We start from the raw sequence: 18192 nt of genomic DNA on the forward strand, positions 1-18192 counted from the left end.
GAATATATTTCAGCTAAACCATAAATCCAGCATTATTCACTTTATTGTTTATTAAAAGAAACAGAAACATACCTTTCCTGTTTCTTATGAAATATAAAAAGGCCCGAACCGCTTCTATCCACGGTTCGAGCCTCTCTTCCATTCCAAAAAAGAAAGTTTTATTCTTTATCTGCTTTCCCAAGCTCATATGCTTCGTTCATAACTTTCATCAATAACTCTAATACTGGTTGTGCTTTCTCCATATCAAGCGCAATTCCATTCGAATCTAAGATGGCCTTTGCTTCTGGTAAATGCTTCATTGCGATTTGTAAAAATTGCATGCTTTTCTCATTCATATTATGTTCTTCCTCTCCATTAAAACTTTCACATACATAGTGTAACACGCTCGCTATCCTTCGTATAACTCTTTATATTTTTTCATATGTGCCAATTGTTTATTTAAACCATATTCTAACGGGGTATTTCTTTTTATCGAAATAACCTCGACAGCATCATTTCGTTCTTCCTCATTCTTTTTATTCACTTTATCCGTTGCACGTAAAAGGTTCATACCTTTTTTCCATAATGACTTTTTACCACTAAGTAAATTGTATATGCCGAGATGCTCCTCGTTCATTCCCTTTTCCCATAAGTATTCACATACATCTTCCACGTACAATAGATCACTTCCATTTTCCTCACTCGCATAATGGCACTCTTTCTCATCCAGTTCTGATAAAATGAGCTGATGATACATCATAAAAGATGGTTGCCATGGCCCATATAATGTAGGAACTCGAAATACACTATATGGTGCCTCTCCTTTTTTCAATCCTTCTTCCACTTTCAAAAATAAATGTTTATTTTCAGATTCATCTGCGTTTCCTACTTCAATAGAAGAAATTAGATTTAACTTCACTTTCTGTTCTGCACACAGTCTTATAATCCGCTTTAAATACTGTAATATAACTCTTTCATTCCGAAAACCACTTTGTTGATTTGGCTCATACAAGCAAAAGTAAACCGTATCGAACTTCTCTCCTTCTACTGATTTCCATCCATCTTCATCTCTTATCGAATAATACGTAAATAACGCATTTCGTCCAATCAACAATAACTTCTCTTCATTAATTTTTGTCATATTCTCGAATTCGTCAAAATCAAGACCGTACACTTCTACTTCTTCTGCAATCATTTTATTCACAAGGTGATAACCTACAAACGTAAGTCCACCTATAATTAGCACACGCTCCATACCACCAACCCTTTCTCCTTGAAACAAATAGCTCCTCATTTATGTATATGGGAGCTTCACAATTCTTCTTCATATTTTTTAAAGAAATCAGTCGTTTGCCTAACCATTTTATATTTCACATCTTGCAGATGGAATAAGACAGAAGTATCGCATTGATTGAATTGCCTCATTTTCTCATATTTACGTAACAACTGTTTTCTTCCTCTTTTTTCTTGTGTTGATACGAAAACTTTAACAGGTACACAAGACGGAAGAAGCGTAAATGATTTCTTATTTATTTTGGATTCTAATTCTTCTTCTTTGGAATCATACGCCAAACTTAATTCCTTCACTAATCTTTTGTAAAAAAACTTATGCTCTTTTTCAAACTCCACATATTCTGGTAAATCTAAACACGGATTTAACATAACGACAGAGCGTATACATTCAGGGTATTTGTTCATCATTTCAAGTGCTACAAGTGCACCCATACCATCTGCCATAATGTGCATTTTCGCATTTAATGTCTCTTTTCTCAAAACAACATCATATAAACGTTTTGCTAGACGAACAGATTGGTCGTTTCCCCAATGTCTTCCGTATAAATTAGAGGAAAAGACCGTGTAGCCTTCCTCAATAAGGCCATGTAAAAAATAAGATCTACCTGCATGCTGTGTCCATAAACTTGTACCATTCTCAATAAAGTAGTTATAATCACCGAGAAGCATAACAGAAAATCCATTTGGCTTCTCCGGTAAATAAATGACACATGGTTCTTTTTCTAAATAAAAAAAACGTTCCGTAATACTCATTTTTCCCCCGCCTTATTTTCTAAACGTATAAAAGTACTCTTCTATAATGTATGAACGGAATGCAAATTTGCGTTGAAAAATCTACAAATATTTTTCTATATTCTTTTTTCAATTGTGTTACAATAAGGACAGATTGAACGAATAGAGGTGTAAAATATGCGTTTCATTTGGGCATTAATTTGGTCGTTCGCGCTTGTACATATGATGAGCTACGTAATCGGCTCTATGACTGGCGGTACATACGATTTTAACCAAGCGTCTATTTTCTCAGTTGTTCTTGCGGTATTAGTACTAGCAATTTCAGCTACAATTCCAAACGAGCCAGTAGAACAACACTAAAAAAAGAGTCCGGATTTTATCCGAACTCTTTTTTATTTTACTTTACATGAACGACTAATTCGTTATTTTCTACATCAACAACTACGTGACTGTTATCAGTAATTGTTCCTGCAATTAATTCTCTCGCTAATTTCGTCTCAACTTGACGCTGTACATATCGTTTTAATGGACGAGCTCCGTACATCGGATCAAAGCCAGCTTCTACAACAAATTCTCTCGCTGCGTCTGTTAATTCTACTGTAATATGACGGTCAGCTAAACGACCTTGTAATTCTTTTACAATTTTATCAACAATACCTTTAATTTCATTCGTTGTAAGAGGTTTGAATAAAATAATTTCATCGACACGGTTTAAAAACTCTGGTCGGAAATGTCCTCTTAATTGCCCCATTACAAGTTCTCTTGATTCCTCTTTAATTGAGCCATCTGCTTCTAATCCATCTAACAAATGAGCAGATCCAATATTTGAAGTCATAATAATAACCGTGTTTTTAAAGTCTACTGTACGGCCTTGAGAATCTGTAATGCGTCCATCATCTAACATTTGTAATAAAATGTTGAATACTTCTGGATGCGCTTTTTCGATTTCGTCTAACAAAATAACTGAATACGGTTTACGTCTTACCGCTTCTGTTAATTGACCGCCCTCTTCATATCCAACATATCCAGGAGGCGCACCAATTAAGCGTGACACAGCGTGTTTCTCCATATACTCAGACATGTCGATACGAATCATTTGCTCTTCACTATCGAATAAAGACTGTGCTAACGTTTTTGCAAGTTCTGTTTTACCAACACCTGTCGGTCCTAAAAAGATGAAGGAACCAATTGGACGGTTCGGGTCTTTAATACCAGCGCGTGCACGAAGAACTGCGTCTGATACTAAGCTTACCGCTTCCTCTTGTCCGATGACACGCTCTGATAAAATTTGCTCTAAGCGTAGTAATTTCTCGCGTTCACCTTCAACGAGTTTTGCGACAGGAATACCAGTCCAGCGTGAAACAATATCAGCAATCTCTTCTTCACTTACTTCCTCACGTAATAAGCGGTTCTCTTGTTTATTATGTGCACCCATTTCTTCCGCTTCTTTTAACTCTTTTTCGATAGCTGGAATTTTCCCGTGGCGAAGTTCAGCTGCTTTATTTAAATCGTAATTTCCTTCTGCTTCTTCTAACTCACGGCGCAAGCGCTCTAGATGTTCACGTAAGTCACGCACTTTATGAATGTCTTCTTTTTCTTTCTCCCATTTCGCTCTCATACCACTTGCAACTTCTTTTAAATCCGATAATTCACGTTGCAACGTTTTCAGGCGTTCTTGGCTACCAAAGTCCTTCTCTTTTCCAAGAGCCGCTTCTTCAATTTCCAGCTGCATAATACGACGCGTTACTTCATCTAATTCTGTTGGCATAGAATCAATCTCTGTTCGAATCGTTGCGCACGCTTCGTCAACAAGATCAATCGCTTTATCTGGTAAGAAACGATCCGAAATATATCGATCTGATAAAACGGATGCTGCTACAATCGCGCGGTCATGAATATTTACACCATGATAAATTTCAAAGCGCTCTTTTAAACCACGTAAAATGGAAATTGTATCTTCAACAGTTGGTTCTTCTGCTAATACTTGTTGGAAACGTCTTTCTAGCGCTGGATCTTTCTCAATATATTTACGATACTCATCTAACGTTGTCGCCCCGATACAATGCAGTTCACCACGCGCAAGCATCGGTTTTAACATATTTCCTGCGTCCATCGCACCTTCTGTTTTACCAGCGCCGACGATTGTGTGAAGTTCATCAATGAATAATAAAATGCGACCTTCACTCTTTTTAATTTCATTTAATACAGCTTGCAGACGCTCTTCAAACTCACCACGGAATTTCGCTCCAGCTACAAGCGCACTCATATCTAATGCGAAGATTGTTCTATCTTTTAATCCTTCTGGTACGTCCTTCTTCACAATACGCTGTGCTAATCCTTCAACGATTGCTGTTTTACCAACACCGGGTTCACCAATTAAAACCGGGTTGTTTTTCGTTTTACGTGAAAGAATGCGGATTACGCGGCGGATTTCACTATCGCGACCGATAACAGGATCAATTTTCCCTGCTCTCACTTCCGCCACTAAATCACGACCATATTTTTCTAACGCTTCATAAGTTGCTTCTGGATTTTGACTAGTCACTCTTTGATTCCCCCGAACTGTCATTAAAGACTGTAATAAGTTATCTTTCGTAATGTGAAATCTTGTAAGTAATTGATTTATATCGCCTTTTTCTTCTGAAAAAGCAAGCAATACATGTTCAACTGAAATGTAGTCATCTTGCAATTTCTCTGCTTCTTTTCCTGCTCTTACAAGTAGTTGTTGCAGAGCACCTGTTATATATAATTTTCCTACTTCTGCACCGCTTCCCGTTACAGAAGGTTTTTTCTTAATTAAACTTTCGACGCCTTGCTTTAACGCTTCTATATCGACATTCATTTTTTGAAAAATACGCACTGCTAACCCATCTTGCTCTTCTAATAATGTAAACAAGAGATGAACAGTATCTATTTCTTGATGATGATGAGATACCGCTAAAGATTGGGCACTCATAATCGCCTCTTGTGTTTTTGTTGTCATTTGATTTAAGTCCATCTTTACAGTCCTCCAAATGTTTGACTTTCTTTGACCTTTGATTTGATTATACGCCAACTGACTTTTTTATACAATAATTTTGCTTATGTATTTTCAAACTTATTATTGGAAAAAGAAAAAGGGAACATTCATTATACAACTGAAAAATATACGCAATGCATAACGACAAAAAAGCCGCAATAATGATTGCGGCTCCTGTTACGGTTTTCTTTTATATGTCCACTGACGGTTATGATTCGCGTTATCTGGAAACTTTTCACCCGCAGTTAATTTCACCATTTGCGGATCTTTTACCATACTTCCTGTTTCACCAATTTCTACGTAAATGCCATCGTTTGGCGCTTTTTGTCCAGAACGAAACCTGCGATTTTGTCCCATTTCCATTCTCCTTCCATGACGTCTTTGCCTCATTAGTATATCCATTTTAAAAGAAAGCTTTTCTGTCATGTTTAGGAAACAAGTACTACATTTCGTTCTTGTACATATACATGAATGACACAAGCTTAGGAAGGGATTTCTTTCCTATTTGTAGAAAAAAAAGAAACCAACCTACTATAGGTCAGCTTCAAAGGAGAGTCAAACATATACGAGAAGATTACATGTTCATTATAAGCCTCCTCATACGAGCAATGTAACCCTTTTCACAATTTGTACATAATGAAAGAAACATTGTTTGAACTTTCTAAAAAGATGTTGACTTTTCTTAATTTCCAGCGAGAAATAGTAGACACCGCAGCACTTTGAGACGTAAGATGGATATATAGTGAACTTTCCATCTTTGGTGTTCTCACCCAGTTTAACCTCTTATTTCTGCATATTAAAAACGGAAATATAGATAGAAACAAAAAAATTATTATAAGAGGTGAAATTATGAATAAACAGCATTTAATCGCATTAGACTTAGACGGCACTTTATTAACAGACAACAAAATAATTTCCACTCGAACAAAACATACAATTGCAAAAGCAAAGGAACAAGGACATATTGTCGTTATTTCAACAGGACGTCCATTCCGTGCTAGTTTTGATTACTATAAAGAACTTGGTCTTAACACACCAATCGTAAACTTTAATGGCGCTTACGTACATCATCCTCTTGATTCAAAGTGGGGAACACATCACTCTCCTCTTGAGCTAGCAACAGCCCAAGAAATTGTCCGAGCTTGCTTTGATTTTGGTGTGAAAAATATATACGCTGAAGTAATGGACGATGTGTATGTTCGTGAAATTGATGAAGATAAAAAACATATTTTCGAATTCGGTTCTCCAAATATTTTTACAGGAGACTTATTAAATATTTTAAACGATCATCCAACCTGCTTATTAATTGACGCACATGACGAGCATTCCAGTGCAATTCGTCAACATTTAACTGATATGCACGCTGAAGTAATCGACCATAGAAAATGGGGCGCACCTTGGCCGATTATTGAAATCGTAAAAAGCGGGTTAAATAAAGCTGTCGGATTACAAAAAATTTCTAGTCATTACAACATTCCACAAGAGCGAATTATCGCTTTCGGTGATGAAGATAACGACTTTGAAATGATTGAATTTGCTGGTCATGGCATCGCAATGGGTAATGCAATTCCTGAATTAAAATCACTCGCAAATCATACGACATTAACGAATGAAGAAGATGGTATTGCGCTATATTTAGAAGAGGTTCTTGGATTATAATCTAAAAATTCCCTGCTTATAGTTTCTCGCCAAACGCTCATACTATTATTAGACGCCGGATTATCGCGTCGATTGTTTTCAGCTAAATAAAGGGGGTTTTTCGAATGGGTAAAAAGAACAAATCAAAACGTTTTATCCAACAAGGAGCCGATGCTGTTATGAAGCATGATGCAAGATTCCCGTACAGAGGTACATTAGCTGAGGCAGAAAAAGCGAGAAGTAACTCTTCTTTTGGAGGGGTTTAAATGGGGAACTTACTATTCCAACAAGCTAGAGATGCCGTTGCAAATGCCGTATCTTGTTCAAGCGGTACTGAGCAACAAGATCTCGTATATAGGGCAAAAAATGCTTTGCACTCCGCTTATGCAAACTCTTCAACAGCTGAAAAAGTTCAGCTACGCGAAATGCAAGAGCAGTTACAAAACATTACGAATTTACATTAAAAAAGAGGACCAGCTTTGGTCCTCTTTAATCTTTTCGAAACAAGCCAAACACCCCAACCGTCTGTAATACGTTTGTAAATGCACCTGGGTCCACTTGCCTAATAACCCTTTCTAATTCATATAACTCATAACGCGTAATAACAATCATTAACATTTCCTTATTTTCATTTGTATAAGCACCTGTTGCCGGTATAGTTGTAATCCCCCTCACTAAGCGTGAATGAATCGCCTTTCGTACATCTGCCCCATTCTTCGTAACAATTAATGCTGTAATTTTCACATGACGCGTATGAATCGCATCGATAATTCGCGTTGACACATACAAAGTCACCAAAGTATATAATGCTTTTTCCCATCCATACACATAGCCAGCCGCAATAATGATAAGTGCATTAAAGAAGAAAAAATACGTACCGACAGGCTTATCTTTAATCTTTGATAAAATCATGGCGATTATATCTAAACCACCTGTAGAAGCCCCCCACTTCAACGCAATCCCTACCCCAATTGCTGAAATAATCCCACCAAAAATCGCATTTAATATAATATCGTTCGAAACTGCTCTAACCGGGATAATTTCTAGAAACAAAGTCATAAATATGACGCAAAGAAAACTAAAGAAAGTAAAGGCCTTTCCAACCTTTTTCCATGCTAAAATAACGACGGGAATATTAAACAAACTAAACAATACCCCCGTTGATATGTGAATAGATAAAAAGTCACCTAATATTTGCGATAACAATTGGGACAATCCAGCAAAGCCACTCGCGTACACTTTCGCTGGCGTTAAAAATAAATTCATTCCAATCGCGTTTAACAAACCTGCGACGATTACAACGATTAACTTCTTTATAAGTTCGGTATAATTCAACTTCAAATCCATTTCGAATCCACCTTTATTATTCATGAATGCACTGCTATACATAGTCTTTACGAAAAAGGAAATGATAAACGTACAACGTTTAGAAATGGAGTTGATACATATGCCACATACGAGTGATAACGACAAAAAAGCACGCGATAATAATGCAAAGCGTACACAAAAAAATGAGCAAGAACAAAAAAATATTCAGCAAGGTAAGCGTTCCTATTCTAAAAAGACCGATCACCTTTGATTCCATCGTACATCAACAATATTGTTGATGTACTTTTTTTACATTTTACAGGGAAAAAACATTAAAAATTCACTTCATGTTCACTTCTATATTCTACAATAGCGATAACATATTCGGATGAGGTGTTGGCATGAGAGGGAAACACATTTTCATTATTACTGCACTAATAAGTATATTAATGCTAGCTGCTTGTGGACAAAAAAACAGCTCAGCTACAGTCGCTACAGCAACAGACTCAACCATTAAGAAGAGCGACTTCGAAAAACAGTTGAAAGATCGTTACGGAAAAGACATGCTATACGAAATGATGGCACAAGACGTTATCACGAAAAAATATAAAGTATCTGACGATGATGTAGATAAAGAAGTACAAAAAGCGAAAAAGCAATACGGCGATCAATTCACAGCTGTACTAGAAAACAATCGTTTAAAAGATGAAGCTGATTTCAAAAATCAAATTAAGTTCAAACTTGCTATGAATGAAGCAATTAAGAAAAGTGTTACAGAAAAAGACGTGAAAGACCACTATAAACCAGAAATTAAAGCGAGTCATATTTTAGTAAGTGACGAAAATGAAGCGAAAGAAATAAAGAAAAAATTAGATGCTGGCGCTTCATTTGAAGAATTAGCAAAACAAGAATCACAAGATCTACTATCAAAAGATAAAGGTGGAGACCTTGGATACTTCAATTCAGGCAGAATGGCGCCTGAATTTGAAACAGCTGCCTATAAACTAAAAGTCGGACAAATTAGCAATCCCGTTAAATCACCAAACGGTTATCATATTATTAAATTAACTGATAAAAAAGATTTACAACCTTACGATGAAGTGAAAGACTCCATCCGTAAAAACTTAGAAGCAGAACGTATTGCCGACCCTACATTCAGTCATAAGTTAATACAAAAGGAATTAAAAAAGGCAAATATTAAAATAAATGATAGTGACTTGGAAGATACGTTTACTCTTGCGCATGAGCAAGGGAATTAAAAAAGCACCGCCTTATTTTTACAGCAAAATAAGGCAGTGCTTTTTATTTAATTTACTTCTTAAAATACGTCCAACCTTCTTCTTGATAAATCTTTTCTTCTTTCATCAACTTACCAAGCGCACGCTTAAACGCAGCTTTACTCATGTTGAAACGTTCTTTAATGTCTTCTGGGTGGCTCTTATCCCAAAACGGCATTGCTCCGCCTCGTTCTTCCATATATGCATAAAGTACTGTAGCATCATCTTCCATTCCTTCTTCTTTACGAGGAAGAAGTGAAATATTAATTGTACCGTCATCTTTCACGTCAATAATACGACCTGTTACACGTTCACCGATGCGGACTTGTTCTTTTCTTTCAGTATGGTGTAAGAAAGCACGGAAATGCTCATCAGTTAGTATGAATGAACCAACTTGAAGTGAACGATACACACGTCCATTGACGTTTTTATTACGCATAGATGGCGTCGCATCTACGATAATTTCTTGCATATCACTGTCTCTTGCCGGAAGAGCGATAAGGCGATCACGATTCGTTAATTTTAACGTACAATATAATTCGTCTCCAACCTCTGGCCATACTGGCATATAAATCGGGAACTCATCAGCTGGGATTAGTATATCTTTTGATACACCAATATTAACAAACACACCTAAACTAGGAATAACTTCTACAACCTTTACCCAGTTCCAATCAAAAGTTGTAATAAGCGGCTCCTTCATTGTTGCTGAAATACGATTTTGGTGATCAAGGTATAAGAATACATCAATCGTATCGCCTTCTGCAATTTCTCCAACTAATTCGTTTTTATGTAAGAAGATTTCTTCTTCTTCATTCCCAACCATATAGCCGATTTCCGTTTCGCGTAAAACAGTTACCTGTTCAATCGATCCTAATTGTAAATACATATTTTTTAATTCCCTTCTATATATATAAAATTAACTTTTTTATATTTTTTATCATTCCAAACAAAAGTTAATTATAACACGATTTTTCCTTTATTTGTCCAACTGCCCAAAATTCACTATAATAAAATGAGGTTACATAAATATAAGTATGAAAACACTTAAGTCTAGGCTCGTTTTCAGCTATACTTTAGTATGTACAGTACATAAAAAGATTAGAAATTTATTTGGAGGTGCTAACTATGGCAAAAGATAGTTCTTTTGACATCGTTTCGAAAGTAGAATTACCTGAAGTAACAAACGCAATTAACATCGCATTAAAGGAAATCCAAAACCGATATGACTTTAAAGGAAGTAAAAGTGATATTAAATTAGAAAAAGAAGTACTAGTTTTAACTTCTGACGATGAGTTCAAATTAGACCAAGTAAAAGACGTTCTAATTTCTAAACTTGTAAAACGTAACGTTCCAATTAAAAACTTGGATTACGGAAAAGTTGAAGCTGCGACTGGTAACACTGTTCGCCAACGCGCAACACTTCAACAAGGTATCGATAAAGATAACGCGAAAAAAATTAACAACATCATTAAAGAAATGAAATTAAAAGTAAAAACACAAGTACAAGATGACCAAGTACGTGTTACAGCGAAAAGCCGTGATGACTTACAAGCAGTTATCGCAGCAGTTCGCAGTGCTGACTTACCGATTGACGTACAATTTATTAACTACCGCTAAAAAGAAAAACATCCTCTGTGTAGAGGGTGTTTTTCTTTTTAGCGTGTAGAGAAAATATTACAAAGTCTAAGATTACGAGCAATCGGATAGTTAGAATGAGTATTTAATTATTATGCATAAATGAAGAAGGTCCTTTTAATAATCGGCGCAAAAACCTCCCTCCCCACTCAAATGTAACAAATTATGAGTATAAGAATATTTTCCACCCTTTCATGTAATGTAAAATTAGTAAGGAATTTATTTTATGAAAAAATGTTAATTAAACAAGAGTTAGAAGTGGTTATTTGAAGAAATTAATACTATGTTTTTTATTAACTACATTCTGTCTATATATTGCAGGGTGTTCTAATAATATAACTACACCCGAGGATACACCTAAAACTTCAACACCTGCGAAGTGTAAATACATCAACAAAGCTTGGTATAAGAAACCTATAAAATGTAATAATTGATGATATAAGTTATAAAAAAGACACCGTAAGGTGCCTTTTTTTATAGAAATTAATAAGATATTCATCAGAAATTATGAATCATTTTTTATTTTGTTTTTCAAAATATTTTTCTTTAACCATTTTTATTAGATTTTCTTTTTCTGTTAGTTCAAAGATAAATAATGCTTTTTTCATGTTGTCAGCCACATCTTCTTCATTATATTGTTCTAGCTTTAGCAAGTTCCAAGATTTTCCATAATATAATTCACCTAATAAATATAAAGTATTTAGATTAATAGCTAATTTAATCCCCATATCATTGTATTTTATTGCCTCTTCATGTTGATTTGCAAGACCTAAAATTTTCGCTAAATTAAAAATGATTTTTAATTTAATCTCTTTATCTCTAGGAAAATCTAACTTATTAAAATTAGCTAAACACCTTCTTAATATAGTAATACTCTTTTCATACTCTTTATTTGCCCAATGAAATATAGCCATCGACTGCATAATATCTATTTCTCTTTCTGATAAAAAATCAACATTCGTTACAGTTAGTTTTAGTGCACTATTTAAAAGATTTAAAGCAGTTTTTATTGATTTATTTACATGAAATATAGCAATGGCTTCATGCCATATTAGAAATTGTTTATCTTCTTTTAACTGGAAATTATTTTCGTTTTTCTCTTGTTTCACTATTTCGTAAAGTTCATTATATTGTTTTTGCTTTGTACAATCTCTCATTACATATTTTACATTTTCTACATATTTTAGTTTTTTATTTTGCGTTAGTGCGAAAATATTATTTGGATCAATACCAAGTCTTTCAGATAACTGATATAACAATATACTAGATGGATAAATCATACCTTTTTCTATTTTGCTAATTTGACTTTGCGAACATATTCCATGACACAATTCGGATTGTGATATATTCTTTTTCATTCTAAGTTCTTTAATGGTAATACCCAAATCGTAAAATCCCATTTTCCCTCCCCAAATATAACCCTCAATGAGTATCAGAATATTTTTTCATCCTTTAATGTAATGTAAAATCAATATAGTTGCAATTATTGTTTCTTCTATCGGTCTTTTCACTTCTTTGTTCAGCTGCATTTTGAGGCAAGAGTCTTCCTTCACAGAAAAACAGGCTAGGGAGAAAGTATCCCTCCTTAGCCTGTCCCCTCTCAGCAGAAGAGTTTTCGCACTTATTAAGAACACACATCCATTACTCATTTCCGTCTCTTTTTAACAACAATTAAAAACGCAATAAACAATACGTTCACACCGACGATTAAAGAGATAAATAGCCAATTCACACCTGTTTCCCCGTTAACTTTATATACATTTGATTCTTCACGCTTTAAAACGAGATAAAAATTCCCGTTTTCTTCTCTTATAATTTCATCTTCTAACAATCCTCGTAACTCTTGTTTTTCGCCAATTGCACTTACAGGTAAAGCAACTTTTTGTGTTTCTTTCGTATTATTAATCGCTACTAATGTTACTTCATCTTTATACTTTCGTTTCAGTACACTCATTCCATCTTTATCGTATAAAAGCTCAAACGTTCCATGGCGTAAAGATGGTCTCGCTTGTCTAAGCTCACCGAGTTTCGTTATGTGCTGCACAAATTTTTCATCTGATTTGAAATCCATTAATCGTCTATTATCCGGGGTATCCCCTCCATCTAATGCAATTTCAGTCCCGTAATAAAAATTCGGAATACCTGGTGATGTTAATAAATAGGTAAGGGATAGTTTCAAACGAGATGGTGGATAATTCATATTCTCTTTTGCAATACGGGCAAACCTTTTTGTATCTTGATTATCTAAAAATGTAACGGATTCCCCTTCTTTTTTACTCACATCATATAAAGGTTTCACCGATACATCCACTTTAGAAAACGATTCTACTATTTTTTCGTTATATCCACTATCTTCCTTTGTCATAATACGAAAATCTTTCTTTATCACTTGCATATCTTTTTGCACGTCATCCCAGAAAGAACGCGACTTTTTTTCACCATGTATCACATAACTTCCATCTAAATCGACTTCTTTAATCCACCATTTCATCGCGTCGATAACTTGTTGTTCGTTTTCTCCAAGCGGAAATTGTAATATAACTTTCATCCCTTTTGCATGCGCTTCTTGTACAAGTTCTTTCACATCATTTTCTGTTCCGAAATGTTCATTTACCTTTTGAAAATTTTGCACATCTAACCCATCGTACTTTCCACTTTCAAAAAACGGTGAAAGCATAACAGTGGTAAAACCCATTTCTTTTATGTAATCCAGTCTTTTTATAATCCCTCTTATATCTCCACCCTGATATCCTTCTAAATTGCCAACTTCTAACTGTTTGTCATTTTTCGGTTCTCCATTATTGAAGCGATCAATCATAATGGAATATACGACTTCGTCTCGCCACTCTCTTTTTTCATCTGCAAACGTATGTATTGGCACAAACAAAACGACAGCTAAACAAAAACAAATAAATAGTTTCCTAGTCCGTATTTTCCTCACACGCATCCCCCATGTTTTTTAATTGTAAGAATATTATACCAATTTTCAGAGCGAATCACATACGTTGATTTCATTCCCTCAAAATACTTCACGTTAGATTTTCTAACATGAAGTATAAAGTTTTCTGAATTTTTAGTTGATTTTTCATTTCATTTCGAATATGATATGAAACATAACAAATCGATGTTATTTTTTCTAACATCATAGGAGGAGAGAGAATGAATACAGGAGATACGGTTTTTATGTTTGTAACGACAGTAATGGTCATGTTAATGACACCAGGATTGGCACTTTTTTATGGGGGCATGGTTCGCAGTAAAAACGTACTCAGTACGACAATGCATAGTTATAGTGCAATGGCTATCGTTTCGATTCAGTGGATTGTGATCGGCTATTCTTTATCATTCGGACCAGATTGGCACGGACTTATCGGTACACTCGATTGGTTCGGTTTAAACGGAGTTACCTACGCACCAAATCCAGACTACTCATCTACTATTCCTCACAATTTATTTATGATGTTCCAACTCATGTTCGCCATTTTAACTCCCGCTTTAATTTCAGGTGCATTCGCCGAAAGAATACGATTTTCTGCTTTCCTTATTTTCATCCTTCTATGGACAACAATCGTTTACAATCCTGTCGCTCATTGGGTATGGGGCGTTGGCGGATGGCTAAGAGAACTCGGCGCGTTAGACTTCGCTGGCGGTAATGTCGTTCATATTACATCTGGGGTCGCCGGCCTTGTATTAGCTATTTTCCTTGGAAAACGAAAAAACATAAACGGTACTTCTCCTCACCATTTACCATTCACAATGTTAGGCGCAGGCTTACTATGGTTCGGCTGGTTCGGTTTTAACGTCGGAAGTGCATTATCTTTAAACGACGTAGCTTTAACTGCATTTATTAATACAAATATAGCCGCTGCTGCCTCTGCATTAACTTGGATGCTTTCAGAATGGTTCTTCCAATCAAAACCGACTGCGATGGGAGCTGCTTGTGGTGTAGTTTCCGGTCTAGTCGCTATTACACCAGCTTGCGGGTTCGTTACACCTTTCTCCGCCCTTCTTATCGGAGCAATTGGCGGCGTATTATGTTTCGGTGCTGTCTTCTTCTTAAAAACGAAATTTGGGTACGACGATACACTTGATGCATTCGGATGTCACGGCATCGGAGGAACTTGGGGCGGTATTGCAACAGGACTCTTTGCAACTACTACTGTAAATGCTGATGGCGCTAACGGATTATTTTACGGAAACGCTGCTTTACTATTTAAACAACTGGTAGCAATCGGCGCAACATATGCATTCACGATCATAATGACGTACGCCATTATTAAAGCGATTAACTTCTTCCTCCCTGTTCGGGTAGATGAACACCAAGAACATATGGGACTTGATATTTCGATGCACGGAGAGAAAGCTTATGAGTATACAGAGCGAGTGAACTAAAAAAAGAGATGCAATCTATTAGTAGTAGATTGCATCTCTTTTTATTATACTGTCGGTGGTATACCCTAGTTGGTATATTCATGAATATATCAACGATTATTCGGATATATCGACGATTTTTTAAATATATCAGCGATTCTTTCATTATATCGACGTTTCGACACAGAATATCGATTTACCAACAAATTCCGACATGACGAAAACGAAAAACACCCCGTGTAAAGCTTATTTTACACATAAAAAGACGACCGAAACCCGGTCGTCTTTTTCTATTTATTTCGGAGCATTTCCCACATATTGCGTAATATCAACATTTAACGCTTGCGCTAAACGCATACCGTACTCTTGATCTGCACGGAAGAAGTTACAAACAGCTAGTAATTTCGTGCGCTCATTTACGTCTTTTAAGTCATTTGTTAAGTTTGCAATTAAATTGTCTTGCTCTTCTTTAGAGAATGAACGGTAACGCTCACCTGCTTGTTTGAAATCATTTGGTTTGTCAATTTTTTCACGAGATACATAGCCTTCTACTTTCATAGTTGAATCGCGGTAAGTTGGGTCTTCAACTGGATTTTCAGTATGACGGCTCGGTTCGTAGTTAATTGTAGATGGGTTTTGATTGATTTGCATCGCACCATCACGTTGTTGATTATGAACAGCTGCGTACGGGCAGTTTACAGGAATTTGTAAGTAGTTCGCACCAAGACGGTAACGCTGTGTATCTGGATAAGAGAATAAACGACCTTGTAATAATTTATCTTCAGATGGTTCAATACCATTTACAGTTGCACTTGGAGAGAACGCCACTTGTTCTACTTCAGCGAAGAAGTTTTTCGGGTTACGATTTAACGTCATCGTCCCTACTTCAATTAACGGGAAGCGATCTTCTGGCCATACTTTCGTTGGGTCTAGTGGATCAAAGTCTAAAGAATCCGTTTCATGTAGTTGCATCACTTGCACGTGTAAATCCCACTTCGGATAATTTCCTTTTTCGATTGCATCGAACAAGTCACGAGTTGCATGGTTGAAGTCTTTTCCTTGTACTTCTTGCACCTCTTTTGCACTTAAGTTACGTACACTTTGCTGTGGTTTCCAGTGATATTTAATGTAGACGATTTTACCTTCTGCATTAATCCATTTAAATGAATGGACACCGAAACCTTCCATTTCACGATAGCTTGCTGGTGTACCGTAATCAGAAAATACCCACGTCATCATATGTGTAGATTCCGGACTTAACGTCATGAAATCCCAGTAACGATCTGGTGTTTGAACATTTGTATCAGGTGCTGGTTTTAAAGAATGCACCATATCAGGGAATTTAATTGCATCACGAATGAAGAAGACTGGTAAGTGGTTACCTACGATATCGTAATTTCCTTCTTCTGTATAAAATTTAACAGCGAACCCACGTGGATCACGAGCTGTTTCCGGAGAACCTTGACCATGAATAACCGTTGAGAAACGAACAAATACAGGCGTTTCAGTTCCTTCATTTTGTAAAAATGCTGCTTTTGTATATTGCTTCATGCTGTTTTTCGTTATGAACACACCGTGAGCACCTGCACCACGTGCATGCACAACACGCTCTGGAATACGTTCACGATCAAAGTGCGCAAGTTTTTCTACTAAATGATAGTCTTCTAATAATACCGGTCCACGGCGACCAGCTGTACGAGAATTTTGGTTGTCTCCAACTGGAGCACCTTGGTTTGTTGTTAAGCGATTATTTGGATTCATCTAGGGGGATCCTCCTCTTTCTTTCATGGTAATTATTATTTATTTAAAATTATTATAAACTAATTATTATTCAAAACTAAATTCTTGTCAACTATTCCCTTCATTTTTTTGGAAACAATTTCAGCTAAGCAATCGATAAATACAGATTGTGAATTTGGCATATTTGGTCTAAAATATGCCACGTTTAATTCATCAGTTACAACTTTACATTCGTAATCATTGTCATATAAAACTTCTAAATGCTCTGCTACAAACCCAACCGGACAGTATACGAAAGATTCATAACCATGCTTTTCAAATAAATCTCTCGTTAAATCTTGCACATCCGGACCAATCCATGGGTCAGGCGTATTTCCAGCACTTTGCCAACCCGTTGTATAGTTTCGAATATCGGCAGCCTTCGCAATTAAATCTGCCGTATGCTGCAATTGCTCCACATAAGGGTCCCCTGCTGCAATAATTTTCTCTGGCAAACTATGTGCTGAAAAAATTACGACTGCTTTCTCTTTATCTTCAATCTTTGTAAATGTTTCTTTTAGTTGCTCTGCCCAATACGAAATAAACTTCGGTTCATCGTACCATTGTTCAATCGGTTCAATAACAGGACCACCGATTTCTTTTGAAAGACGAATAGCACGATCATTATACGCTTTAATGCTAAATGTAGAATAGTGCGGTGCTAATACGATACTAACCGCTTGCTCAATTCCATCGCGCTTCATCTCTTCTACTGCATCTTCTATAAATGGAGCAATATGTTTTAAGCCTAAGTAACAAGTAAATTCATACTCTGTAAATATATTATTCATAGAATCTGTTAATTTATGCGTTTGCTCTTTCGTAATTTTTACAAGTGGTGAAATTCCGCCAATCGCTTTATAGCGTCTGATTAAGTCTTGGAGTGCTTCTTCTGAAGGTTTATGCCCGTGGCGAATATGTGTATAGTACGCTTCTACATCATCTAATGATTCTGGCGTTCCATACGCCATTACGAGTAAACCTATTTTTTTCTTTGTCATCTATATAACACCTCAATTTTATAAATGAGAATCTTTTTCAAGAACATTTGTTTCCAATTATAACAACTAATAATAAGTACGTCAAAATAATTATTCTAAATAAGTATTATTTCTAATATATTTTTGAATTTTATATGACAATTTATTTAATAGAAAA

19 protein-coding genes are annotated in these 18192 nt (G+C 35.8%); 8 read left to right on the forward strand and 11 right to left on the reverse strand.

Features of this window, described 5'->3' with window-relative positions:
• Nucleotides 1–158: 158 nt before the first annotated feature.
• Genes DN389_RS09920 through DN389_RS09930 form a run of 3 tightly spaced genes read right to left on the reverse strand, consistent with a single transcriptional unit; the run spans nt 159 to nt 2025 of the window.
• Complete coding sequence (locus tag DN389_RS09920; protein WP_001003337.1) at nt 159–335, reverse strand: ComZ family protein; 177 nt, start codon at nt 333–335, stop codon at nt 159–161.
• A 53-nt stretch (nt 336–388) separates the two neighbouring features.
• The gene (locus DN389_RS09925) at nt 389–1261 is read right to left on the reverse strand and encodes an NAD-dependent epimerase/dehydratase family protein (RefSeq protein WP_149237057.1); all 873 of its coding nucleotides are present in this window, start codon (nt 1259–1261) and stop codon (nt 389–391) included.
• Between the two features lie 29 nt (nt 1262–1290).
• Nucleotides 1291–2025 (reverse strand): lipase family protein, encoded by a 735-nt coding sequence (locus DN389_RS09930; protein WP_000028707.1) that lies wholly within the window; start codon nt 2023–2025, stop codon nt 1291–1293.
• Nucleotides 2026–2181: 156 nt separating this feature from the next.
• Here DN389_RS09930 and DN389_RS09935 point away from each other — a divergent pair, with 156 nt between their 5' ends.
• Nucleotides 2182–2364, forward strand: a complete 183-nt coding sequence (locus DN389_RS09935; protein WP_001211113.1) for a YjzD family protein — start codon at nt 2182–2184, stop codon at nt 2362–2364.
• A 37-nt stretch (nt 2365–2401) separates the two neighbouring features.
• Here DN389_RS09935 and clpB read toward each other — a convergent pair whose 3' ends face one another.
• Both clpB and DN389_RS09945 read right to left on the reverse strand, forming a co-directional pair.
• Nucleotides 2402–5002: an ATP-dependent chaperone ClpB gene (clpB, locus tag DN389_RS09940; RefSeq protein ID WP_149237058.1), complete on the reverse strand. Its 2601-nt coding sequence runs from the start codon at nt 5000–5002 to the stop codon at nt 2402–2404.
• Nucleotides 5003–5200: 198 nt separating this feature from the next.
• Entirely contained in the window at nt 5201–5380 is a 180-nt protein-coding gene (locus tag DN389_RS09945; protein ID WP_000531420.1) for a YjzC family protein, read from the reverse strand.
• A 492-nt stretch (nt 5381–5872) separates the two neighbouring features.
• On the opposite strand from DN389_RS09945, the gene DN389_RS09950 reads away from it, so the two are divergent.
• From DN389_RS09950 to DN389_RS09960, 3 genes are all read left to right on the forward strand, one after another.
• A complete protein-coding gene (locus tag DN389_RS09950; RefSeq protein ID WP_001041225.1) occupies nt 5873–6682 on the forward strand; it encodes a Cof-type HAD-IIB family hydrolase in 810 nt (269 codons plus the stop codon).
• Between the two features lie 104 nt (nt 6683–6786).
• Nucleotides 6787–6927, forward strand: a complete 141-nt coding sequence (locus DN389_RS09955) for a hypothetical protein (protein WP_000516816.1) — start codon at nt 6787–6789, stop codon at nt 6925–6927.
• Nucleotides 6928–7125, forward strand: coding sequence for a DUF3813 domain-containing protein (locus tag DN389_RS09960; protein ID WP_000527398.1), 198 nt, complete (start codon nt 6928–6930; stop codon nt 7123–7125).
• 25 nt (nt 7126–7150) lie between these two features.
• On the opposite strand, the gene DN389_RS09965 is transcribed toward DN389_RS09960, so the two are convergent.
• On the reverse strand, nt 7151–8008 hold the full coding sequence (locus DN389_RS09965; protein ID WP_000364451.1) for a YitT family protein: 858 nt from the start codon (nt 8006–8008) through the stop codon (nt 7151–7153).
• 100 nt (nt 8009–8108) lie between these two features.
• Here DN389_RS09965 and DN389_RS09970 point away from each other — a divergent pair, with 100 nt between their 5' ends.
• Both DN389_RS09970 and prsA read left to right on the forward strand, forming a co-directional pair.
• Nucleotides 8109–8240, forward strand: coding sequence for a DUF3941 domain-containing protein (locus DN389_RS09970; RefSeq protein ID WP_001120852.1), 132 nt, complete (start codon nt 8109–8111; stop codon nt 8238–8240).
• A gap of 130 nt (nt 8241–8370) precedes the next feature.
• Nucleotides 8371–9228 (forward strand): peptidylprolyl isomerase PrsA, encoded by an 858-nt coding sequence (prsA, locus tag DN389_RS09975; RefSeq protein ID WP_088121621.1) that lies wholly within the window; start codon nt 8371–8373, stop codon nt 9226–9228.
• A gap of 52 nt (nt 9229–9280) precedes the next feature.
• On the opposite strand, the gene DN389_RS09980 is transcribed toward prsA, so the two are convergent.
• Nucleotides 9281–10135, reverse strand: coding sequence for a CvfB family protein (locus tag DN389_RS09980; protein ID WP_060489313.1), 855 nt, complete (start codon nt 10133–10135; stop codon nt 9281–9283).
• Nucleotides 10136–10374: 239 nt separating this feature from the next.
• Between DN389_RS09980 and DN389_RS09985 the strand changes: the two genes are divergently transcribed.
• On the forward strand, nt 10375–10866 hold the full coding sequence (locus DN389_RS09985; protein WP_001040146.1) for a YajQ family cyclic di-GMP-binding protein: 492 nt from the start codon (nt 10375–10377) through the stop codon (nt 10864–10866).
• Between the two features lie 530 nt (nt 10867–11396).
• Here the strand turns inward: DN389_RS09985 and DN389_RS09995 are convergent.
• Nucleotides 11397–12284 (reverse strand): helix-turn-helix domain-containing protein, encoded by an 888-nt coding sequence (locus tag DN389_RS09995; RefSeq protein ID WP_149237059.1) that lies wholly within the window; start codon nt 12282–12284, stop codon nt 11397–11399.
• Between the two features lie 245 nt (nt 12285–12529).
• Nucleotides 12530–13831 carry an alpha-amylase family glycosyl hydrolase gene (locus tag DN389_RS10000; RefSeq protein WP_098189643.1) on the reverse strand — a complete coding sequence of 434 codons (1302 nt, stop codon included), beginning with the start codon at nt 13829–13831 and terminating at the stop codon, nt 12530–12532.
• Between the two features lie 212 nt (nt 13832–14043).
• Between DN389_RS10000 and DN389_RS10010 the strand changes: the two genes are divergently transcribed.
• Complete coding sequence (locus tag DN389_RS10010) at nt 14044–15276, forward strand: ammonium transporter (RefSeq protein ID WP_098802245.1); 1233 nt, start codon at nt 14044–14046, stop codon at nt 15274–15276.
• Between the two features lie 273 nt (nt 15277–15549).
• Here the strand turns inward: DN389_RS10010 and katB are convergent, their stop codons facing one another.
• Together katB and hemH are read right to left on the reverse strand one after the other, a co-directional pair.
• Nucleotides 15550–17016 carry a catalase KatB gene (gene katB, locus DN389_RS10015; protein ID WP_149237060.1) on the reverse strand — a complete coding sequence of 489 codons (1467 nt, stop codon included), beginning with the start codon at nt 17014–17016 and terminating at the stop codon, nt 15550–15552.
• Between the two features lie 59 nt (nt 17017–17075).
• Complete coding sequence (gene hemH / locus DN389_RS10020; protein ID WP_098189640.1) at nt 17076–18035, reverse strand: ferrochelatase; 960 nt, start codon at nt 18033–18035, stop codon at nt 17076–17078.
• Nucleotides 18036–18192 lie beyond the last annotated feature (157 nt).

Origin of the sequence: Bacillus sp. AY3-1, assembly GCF_008368785.1 — a bacterium.
Classification (GTDB): Bacteria; Bacillota; Bacilli; order Bacillales; family Bacillaceae_G; genus Bacillus_A; species Bacillus_A wiedmannii.

Excerpts from the sequence above, each read along its gene's own strand:
- DN389_RS09970 (WP_001120852.1), top strand. The coding sequence starts at position 8,109 with ATGCCACATACGAGTGATAACGACAAAAAAGCACGCGATAATAATGCA.
- DN389_RS09930 (WP_000028707.1), bottom strand. The coding sequence starts at position 2,025 with ATGAGTATTACGGAACGTTTTTTTTATTTAGAAAAAGAACCATGTGTC.
- DN389_RS09920 (WP_001003337.1), bottom strand. The coding sequence starts at position 335 with ATGAATGAGAAAAGCATGCAATTTTTACAAATCGCAATGAAGCATTTA.
- DN389_RS09995 (WP_149237059.1), bottom strand. The coding sequence starts at position 12,284 with ATGGGATTTTACGATTTGGGTATTACCATTAAAGAACTTAGAATGAAA.
- prsA (WP_088121621.1), top strand. The coding sequence starts at position 8,371 with ATGAGAGGGAAACACATTTTCATTATTACTGCACTAATAAGTATATTA.
- DN389_RS09950 (WP_001041225.1), top strand. The coding sequence starts at position 5,873 with ATGAATAAACAGCATTTAATCGCATTAGACTTAGACGGCACTTTATTA.
- DN389_RS09935 (WP_001211113.1), top strand. The coding sequence starts at position 2,182 with ATGCGTTTCATTTGGGCATTAATTTGGTCGTTCGCGCTTGTACATATG.
- DN389_RS09960 (WP_000527398.1), top strand. The coding sequence starts at position 6,928 with ATGGGGAACTTACTATTCCAACAAGCTAGAGATGCCGTTGCAAATGCC.
- katB (WP_149237060.1), bottom strand. The coding sequence starts at position 17,016 with ATGAATCCAAATAATCGCTTAACAACAAACCAAGGTGCTCCAGTTGGA.
- DN389_RS09955 (WP_000516816.1), top strand. The coding sequence starts at position 6,787 with ATGGGTAAAAAGAACAAATCAAAACGTTTTATCCAACAAGGAGCCGAT.
- DN389_RS09965 (WP_000364451.1), bottom strand. The coding sequence starts at position 8,008 with ATGGATTTGAAGTTGAATTATACCGAACTTATAAAGAAGTTAATCGTT.
- clpB (WP_149237058.1), bottom strand. The coding sequence starts at position 5,002 with ATGGACTTAAATCAAATGACAACAAAAACACAAGAGGCGATTATGAGT.
- DN389_RS10000 (WP_098189643.1), bottom strand. The coding sequence starts at position 13,831 with ATGCGTGTGAGGAAAATACGGACTAGGAAACTATTTATTTGTTTTTGT.
- DN389_RS09985 (WP_001040146.1), top strand. The coding sequence starts at position 10,375 with ATGGCAAAAGATAGTTCTTTTGACATCGTTTCGAAAGTAGAATTACCT.
- DN389_RS09945 (WP_000531420.1), bottom strand. The coding sequence starts at position 5,380 with ATGGGACAAAATCGCAGGTTTCGTTCTGGACAAAAAGCGCCAAACGAT.
- DN389_RS09980 (WP_060489313.1), bottom strand. The coding sequence starts at position 10,135 with ATGTATTTACAATTAGGATCGATTGAACAGGTAACTGTTTTACGCGAA.
- hemH (WP_098189640.1), bottom strand. The coding sequence starts at position 18,035 with ATGACAAAGAAAAAAATAGGTTTACTCGTAATGGCGTATGGAACGCCA.
- DN389_RS10010 (WP_098802245.1), top strand. The coding sequence starts at position 14,044 with ATGAATACAGGAGATACGGTTTTTATGTTTGTAACGACAGTAATGGTC.